Origin of the sequence: Mesorhizobium sp. IMUNJ 23033, assembly GCF_044778005.1 — a bacterium.
GTDB lineage: Bacteria > Pseudomonadota > Alphaproteobacteria > Rhizobiales > Rhizobiaceae > Mesorhizobium > Mesorhizobium amorphae_A.
The window spans coordinates 1-3,986 of sequence record NZ_JBJACT010000070.1; the positions used below are offsets into that span (position 1 = coordinate 1).

Sequence of the window (3,986 nt, forward strand, 5' to 3'; positions counted from 1 at the left end):
GGTCGCACCGTTCGCCCTCATGGTGGCGACACTGGCGGACAGCGTAAGCAACCTGATCACGGCGGCGGGCCGCATGCTCGAGCAGGGCCCGCCGGCGCCACCGTATTGGGTCGCAGGGCTCCCGGTGGTTGGCGAGAGCCTCGCTGCCTATTGGGAAAGGTTGGCCCACAACGCACCCGCCTTCATGATTGAGCTCAAGAAGCTGATCGGACCCGCCTTCGACTTGCGAGATATGCCGCTGGAGGTTCGCCGCGAGATCCTGGCCGAGATGATCCCGGAAGGCGGTCGCATCCAATTCAGTCAGGCGCTGCAGCCTGGTTGAAGACAAAGGCTTACAGCATCGATGAATACGATCTGCTCGGCGTCGAGCGCGAACCGGGCAAGCCAGCTTTTGCCCTCATGGCCGAGCGCGGCACCGGGCGCTATGTCGGATCGGCCTTCATCAACTCAAGCCGCGCGATCCGCGAACGCCTCTGGCAGCACGTCCAGGAGCATGCCGGGCCGCCGCCGAAGGGCAGGAAGCGGCCGGCCACGCAATGGGTCAAGCCGGGGCTGATCGGCCGTGTGAAGCACCTACGCGGCGAGGAAGACTTGCGCCATGCCTCGCTGCAGGATTTCCGCGAGGAGTGACAAAACGGCGGTCGAAACGGGCCTAGGCCCTGCGGCGCTTAGAAAGCGCCTGCAATAGGTCCGCTTCGTCGACGATCCCGTTGCGGAAAGCGCTGACGATTTCCTCGGCAAGGTCTTCCCTCTGTTCCTTGTCTTTTTGGGCTAGGCGGCGCTCGTCGCACAGTCGGCCGAATACTCGCTGGAGCAAATCCAGATCAACGGGCTCGAATACTCCGCTGTAGCGTCGCAGTGGCATTTGCCGTCCCTCAAACACGGCTGACACGGGACCATCTCACAAACGACGAATGACAGCTACCAGCGGCCCGGCGGCCGGGCGGGTTTTTTTGTTTTCTGCTGGAACATCGGTTCGAACGCGCCGTTGCTTTTTCCAGGTCTCACACAGTGGATAACGGACGCGCCCTATGTTGCTCTTTAGATCATTGCATGAAATTGCCGCAGCGCGCGGCGATGGCTTGCACCCCGCTTTATTGAAGATGATGACGCGGTCGAAAGCCTGGGTCGATATTGAAAGCGCGCTACAACCCGCTCCGGCTTACAGGCCTTCAGACATTGACTTCCCTGCCAACGATGCCGTGCCTAAGGGTGTTGCGTTTCGGGCCGACGAGCGCTGAGGGGTGAGCACACGCGGCGTCAACTTCCTGCACAAGTGGATTTCCAACAACGTCCCGGAGACAGTCGGCGCCGACATCATCTCCGTCGCTGAATTGACCCAAAAGCTATTTGCAGACGCCAAAGCGATCGGGATCGGCAGCGTCGAGATCGAGGAAGAGACTGGGAGCGTCTATGAAGTGATCCTCGACGCGATCGTTCATCAAGAGGCCGGCGTGGCGGATTGATCCGCCCTAACCAAGATGACAGTGAGCGATGAAAACCCTCAGCTTTCATACGTGGTCTATAGCCCGCCTATGAGAGGCTTCCCGTTCCTGCCGTCATTCTCGCATCTGATGGTACGTCGGCTACCGCCCGTCCGTTCGATACGGCTGAGGAGGCCGCTGCATTCAACAGACAGATGGCTGCGGCTGGGCATCCCGGTAAGGTCAGGAATTGACCGCCCAAGGTCGCCAGGACGCGCGCGAGACGCTTCGGTGGCGTAGGGCAGCGGCCAGCCGAAACGCGCGCTGGCGGGCTTGCCAGGGCCTCTGAGTCAACAGGCGGCCCGGCTACCTCGTCGTCGGGACTAACCAGCTCTGGGTCGCTTTCGAGGCTTATGCCCAGAAATTGTCCCAGGCGTAGAGGGTCGTAGAAGTGGTCCCTGGCGTCCATCAACTTGCCGTTCTTGATGTCGAAGACGATGCAACAGAGCACGTCCAGCCGTTTGCCGTTGCGCTCCCCGGTATTCTGATGGACGCCCACCACGAGTCCGTCCTCGCTCTCCGTCACGTGCAAAAGTTTGGCCTTGAAGGTCCCCTGGCCGACGAGATGATGAAAGCTGCTGAGCGCGAAGGCATCGCTGCGGACGAGATCAACGAGGAAGTCGACAGCGTCTTTGAAGTGATCTTCGAGGCCATGCAGCACCGGGAGGGCAGCTTGACTGAGGCCCGATCTTGCCGTTTTTGACCTGCTCGCGACACGCTTGGCGCGGGAGGCCAAAATCACCGAAGAGCAGTCCCGCGAGCTGATCAAATTGAACGGAGCCGACTGGAATTCGCTGCTTCGCGAGGCTCATTTTCTCAAAGAACGGCACTAAAATGCGAGGCGCTTCGGCAGCGCAATAGGAATATTGTCAGGGCAGGCGGGCAGTTTGATCGAGAGCAATGACCCGTGTACCGTGTGGCGATGAACACGCCACAACCTCGCTACGTCGTCTACAGCCCGCCCGTAAAAGGCTTCCCGTACCTCGCCGTCATTCTGGCGGCTGATGGTACGGCCACCGCACGACCGTTCGATACGGTGGAGGATGCCGCCAAATTCAACAGGTGAGATGGCAGCGGCGAGGCACCCCGGCAAGACGAGGAATTGACCGGTTATTTCGCCGTTGCAGGCTTCGCAACGTGCCAAGGGCCTTCCAGTTCCGGAAATAAATGACTCGCTAGTGGTATCGGCCTAACACAAGAGTCCGGCTCGGGATTCCCTTGGCAGCGGCGATATTGAGCCGACAATTCGCTTGCCCAGACGTGGCTCGCGGACCTAATCTGAATGTTTGGCGAGCCCACCCCGGCACGCGGTCGGAATGGGTAGCCCGGCTAGACGGGAGGTTACCATGAAAGTTGCATCGCTACTTGCTATCGGCTGGATCGTATCCTGCGGAATCGCCTCCTTTGCTTCGGCAGAGGATGCGCACACTGTGATCACTCCCAACGAGGTTAAGTGGGGCCCGGGCCCAAAAACGCTGCCTGCCGGAGCAGAGGCGGCTGTCTTGTTCGGCGATCCGACCAAGGAAGGTCCGTTTGCCCTTCGGCTCAAATTGCCGGCTGGATATGCGATCCCGCCGCACACGCATCCAGGGCTTGAGGTTGACACAGTAATATCGGGGACCATTAATCTTGGCATGGGCGAGACCGCCGATCGGAGCGCCGCCAAAGCAATTCCTGCGGGCGGCTTCTTCGCTTTGCCGCCCGGCATGGCGCATTTTGCTTACTTCGACGAGGAGACGGTGCTCCAACTCACCAACAAAGGCCCGTGGAGCATCAAGTACATCAATCGGGCGGACGATCCTCGAAAGACGCAATAGCTACGACGGCATAAATCGAACTGCCCCGCCGTGCTCGGCGGCGGGGTGCCATTGCCGAGGCAGGTTGAAGTGGGTACCCAAAGCGGGACTCAGGCCGTGGGTACCAAGCGTTGGATTTTCACCACTAGTGCATCTCCACAAGCGTACCCTAAATTGTCGGCCGCCTTGTACGGCACACGGGTGCTTGGAAGAGTCGATCACGCTTTCGCCCTATAGGGAGACCCGAGATGACCTTACGCGGCATAGCTGACGAAAAGCAGTTGGCAACACTCACCAGAATTCTAGACGACTATTGCGAGCAAGCCGGTATGGAGGGCACGCACCCAGCGCGGGAGCATTTGGCGCGTCGCCTGATCGCTCTTTTCAGCGGCGGCATCGACAGTCCCGACGACATCAGGATGGCGCTGGACGTTGTCTCAAGGGACTGGCACGGCACGTCCGCAGCGAGCCGCTAGGCGCTAGTGGATACCGCCTAACATAAGAGTCCGATTTGGATTCCGCTTTGGGAGTGCTCGTGCGAGTCTGGCGCATGCGTGCAGGAACAAGCGCGCACTTGGCTGGAGGAACCGGGATGTCGCTCACTGGAGGCTGTTTGTGTGGCAACGTGCGCTACAAAACCAATGCCGAGCCTTTGTGGCTCTGTCATTGCCACTGCAATAGGTGTCGCAAACATACCGGATCGCCG

7 protein-coding genes and 1 pseudogene are annotated in these 3,986 nt (G+C 60.0%); 7 read left to right on the top strand and 1 reads right to left on the bottom strand.

All coding sequences use genetic code 11. The features are described from left to right. Nucleotides 1-226: pseudogene (locus ACFX5Q_RS34515) on the top strand (AI-2E family transporter); the annotation flags it as partial. 92 nt (nt 227-318) lie between these two features. After that, the gene (locus tag ACFX5Q_RS34520) at nt 319-630 is read left to right on the top strand and encodes a hypothetical protein (protein WP_404285023.1); all 312 of its coding nucleotides are present in this window, start codon (nt 319-321) and stop codon (nt 628-630) included. Between the two features lie 22 nt (nt 631-652). Here the strand turns inward: ACFX5Q_RS34520 and ACFX5Q_RS34525 are convergent, their stop codons facing one another. Beyond that, complete coding sequence (locus tag ACFX5Q_RS34525; RefSeq protein WP_404285024.1) at nt 653-865, bottom strand: RNA-binding protein; 213 nt, start codon at nt 863-865, stop codon at nt 653-655. A gap of 166 nt (nt 866-1,031) precedes the next feature. Here ACFX5Q_RS34525 and ACFX5Q_RS34530 point away from each other — a divergent pair, with 166 nt between their 5' ends. The 5 genes from ACFX5Q_RS34530 to ACFX5Q_RS34550 all read left to right on the top strand — a co-directional run bounded on the left by ACFX5Q_RS34530 (nt 1,032) and on the right by ACFX5Q_RS34550 (nt 3,756). Next, nucleotides 1,032-1,241, top strand: a complete 210-nt coding sequence (locus ACFX5Q_RS34530; RefSeq protein ID WP_192177444.1) for a hypothetical protein — start codon at nt 1,032-1,034, stop codon at nt 1,239-1,241. 3 nt (nt 1,242-1,244) lie between these two features. After that, entirely contained in the window at nt 1,245-1,466 is a 222-nt protein-coding gene (locus tag ACFX5Q_RS34535; RefSeq protein WP_404285026.1) for a DUF768 domain-containing protein, read from the top strand. Nucleotides 1,467-1,875: 409 nt separating this feature from the next. Beyond that, the gene (locus ACFX5Q_RS34540; RefSeq protein WP_404285027.1) at nt 1,876-2,187 is read left to right on the top strand and encodes a hypothetical protein; all 312 of its coding nucleotides are present in this window, start codon (nt 1,876-1,878) and stop codon (nt 2,185-2,187) included. Between the two features lie 643 nt (nt 2,188-2,830). After that, nucleotides 2,831-3,301, top strand: coding sequence for a cupin domain-containing protein (locus tag ACFX5Q_RS34545; protein ID WP_404285028.1), 471 nt, complete (start codon nt 2,831-2,833; stop codon nt 3,299-3,301). A gap of 227 nt (nt 3,302-3,528) precedes the next feature. Beyond that, nucleotides 3,529-3,756 carry a hypothetical protein gene (locus tag ACFX5Q_RS34550; protein ID WP_404285029.1) on the top strand — a complete coding sequence of 76 codons (228 nt, stop codon included), beginning with the start codon at nt 3,529-3,531 and terminating at the stop codon, nt 3,754-3,756. Nucleotides 3,757-3,986: the final 230 nt, after the last annotated feature.